Annotated in this window: 4 protein-coding genes; all 4 read left to right on the forward strand. The window is 47.1% G+C overall.

Annotation, left to right across the window (positions count from 1 at the left end):
* A partial coding sequence (locus tag B3180_RS09325; RefSeq protein WP_286844199.1) for an AMP-binding enzyme occupies nucleotides 1-663 on the forward strand: 663 nt, incomplete at its 5' end.
* A gap of 36 nt (nucleotides 664-699) precedes the next feature.
* Nucleotides 700-1,677, forward strand: coding sequence for a calcium/sodium antiporter (locus tag B3180_RS09330; RefSeq protein WP_286844200.1), 978 nt, complete (start codon nucleotides 700-702; stop codon nucleotides 1,675-1,677).
* A 62-nt stretch (nucleotides 1,678-1,739) separates the two neighbouring features.
* Nucleotides 1,740-1,964 (forward strand): (2Fe-2S)-binding protein, encoded by a 225-nt coding sequence (locus tag B3180_RS09335; RefSeq protein WP_074930735.1) that lies wholly within the window; start codon nucleotides 1,740-1,742, stop codon nucleotides 1,962-1,964.
* 33 nt (nucleotides 1,965-1,997) lie between these two features.
* Nucleotides 1,998-2,404, forward strand: a 407-nt coding sequence (gene bfr, locus B3180_RS09340; protein ID WP_286844203.1) for a bacterioferritin, incomplete at its 3' end; no start/stop codon positions are given.

Consider the following 2,404-nt stretch of genomic DNA (forward strand, 5'->3'; position numbering starts at 1 on the left):
ATTGGCGCAGTTAAAGTGAAACCCGGCTCTTCAACCTTCCCGGTTCCGGGTTACGAGATCAGCGTGCTGGACCCTTTAGGTAAAAGTCTAGGCAGTAAAGAAGAAGGTGCCATTTGCGTGCGCTTACCTTTACCTCCGGGTTGTTTAACCACCATTTGGGGTGACGAGGAACGGCTACAGGGCAGTTATTTGAATGCATTCCCCGGTTACTACTGCAGCGGCGATGGCGGTTACATAGATGACGACGGCTATGTATTCATTATGGGTCGCACGGACGACGTGATAAACGTTGCCGGTCACCGCTTGTCTACCGGCGAAATGGAAGAAATTCTGGCCAGCCATAAAGACGTAGCAGAATGCGCCGTGGTTGCCCAGCCCGATGAACTCAAAGGAGAGTTGCCAGTTGGCTTTGTCATTCTTAAAAATTCATCCACTATTGGTCATGAACAATTGCAACAAGAGCTCATCCAGTCTATTCGGTCCGAAATTGGTGCAATTGCCTGCCTGAAGACCTTACATATTGTTCCCAGGTTACCTAAAACTCGCTCGGGGAAAATATTAAGGCGTCTTATCCGGCAAGTTTTGCAAGGGGATGATGTTGCCGTTCCATCGACCATTGACGACCCAACAAGTATTGATGCTATTAAGGAAACTCTGCGTTAAACTATCGCCCTTTCTTTTTAACAGGAACAGGGTGTTATGACGTTATCGATTGTTGCGGTTGTTCTGGGGTTAGCGGTATTAGTCTGGAGTGCTGACCGCTTTGTTGAAGGCGCGGCTGCCGTAGCACGACATCTGGGTATGGCGCCTCTGGTTATCGGTATGGTCATTATTGGCTTTGGCACGTCAGCACCTGAAATGGTGGTGTCGGCCTTAGCCTCTATGCAAGGTAACCCGGCTTTAGCTTTGGGTAATGCTTACGGCTCAAACATTACCAACATTGCTCTGGTTTTGGGTATAACCGCCCTGCTTGCGCCTATCGCTGTAAAATCGGTCGTTATTCGTCGCGAAATGCCAGTTTTAATAGCCATTACCCTGTTAAGCGCAGTTTTCCTTCTCGATTACCAAATAACACGACTTGAAGCTGTACTTTTACTGGTTGTTTTCCTTGGCTATATGGGCTGGTCTGTATGGATAGGCTCTAAAAGCAGTGACGACAGTTTAGCCGCTGAATACACGCAAGAAATTGACTCGCACCCTTTACCGATGAAACCCGCTATTATCTGGCTTATTGTCGGACTGTTGCTGCTTATTGTCAGTTCCCGCGCTTTAGTCTGGGGCGCGGTAAACATCGCCGTATCGCTTGGCGTTAGTGACTTGGTCATCGGCCGGACCGTGGTCGCCATCGGGACCTCTTTACCGGAATTAGCTTCAGCAATTGCGGCCACGCGCAAGAACGAACACGACCTGGCACTGGGTAACGTTATTGGTTCAAATATGTTTAATACGCTGGCTGTTGTGGGTATAGCCGGCGCTATTGAACCGGTGTCACTTGAGCCGCTCGTATTAAGCCGTGACTGGGTTGCAATGGCAATACTGACGCTGTTACTGATGGTATTCGGTATTCGCAAAGCCCGTCAGGGACGAATTAATCGCGTACATGGTCTTATCTTTATTTGCCTGTACCTGCTCTATACCCTGTACTTATTGAAGACTGGCTTCATCGCACCGCAATAAAACACTATTGCAAATCGTTCGCATTTAACATAGACTATCATTACTAACTGAGGTGATAGTCTATGTACGTATGTCTTTGTAAGGGCGTTAATGATAAAGCCATTCATCAGGCGGTTATTTCTGGTGAAGTGAATTCTATGCGAGACCTGCGCCAACAATATGGTGTGGCTTCTCAGTGTGGATGCTGTAAAACTTGCGCCAAAGACGTACTTCACGAAGCTCTCGAACAACGATCCAACCAAGCAGGTAAAGAGACCCAACTTCCGGTTTCCGTATGCTACACTTAATTCATACCTAATGAATTAAGGAGTAATACGGCTATGAAAGGTGATGCTAAAGTCATCCAGCAACTGAATAAAATACTGACGCTAAAACTTACCGCTATAAACCAGTACTTTCTTCATGCCCGCATGTATCGCAACTGGGGCTTTGAAAGCCTGAACAAACCTGTCTACAAAGCTTCTATCAATGAAATGAAACACGCCGACGTTCTCATCGAACGCATTCTATTTTTAGAAGGCATTCCTAATTTACAGGAGCTTGGTAAGTTATACGTTGGCGAAGATCCCAGAGAAATGCTGGAGCTGGACCACAAAGTTCAGTTTAAAGATGTCAGTGCCATACGCGAAGCGATTAAAGAGTGTGAGCAACATCAGGATTACGTCAGCCGCAATGCCCTGCGTGACATTCTCGACTCTCAGGAAGAGCATCTCGACTGGCTTGAAAC

The sequence above is a fragment of the Idiomarina sp. UBA4206 genome (assembly GCF_002383015.1).
GTDB classification, from domain to species: Bacteria; Pseudomonadota; Gammaproteobacteria; order Enterobacterales; family Alteromonadaceae; genus Idiomarina; species Idiomarina abyssalis.

Excerpts from the sequence above, each read along its gene's own strand:
- B3180_RS09335 (WP_074930735.1), top strand. The coding sequence starts at position 1,740 with ATGTACGTATGTCTTTGTAAGGGCGTTAATGATAAAGCCATTCATCAG.
- B3180_RS09330 (WP_286844200.1), top strand. The coding sequence starts at position 700 with ATGACGTTATCGATTGTTGCGGTTGTTCTGGGGTTAGCGGTATTAGTC.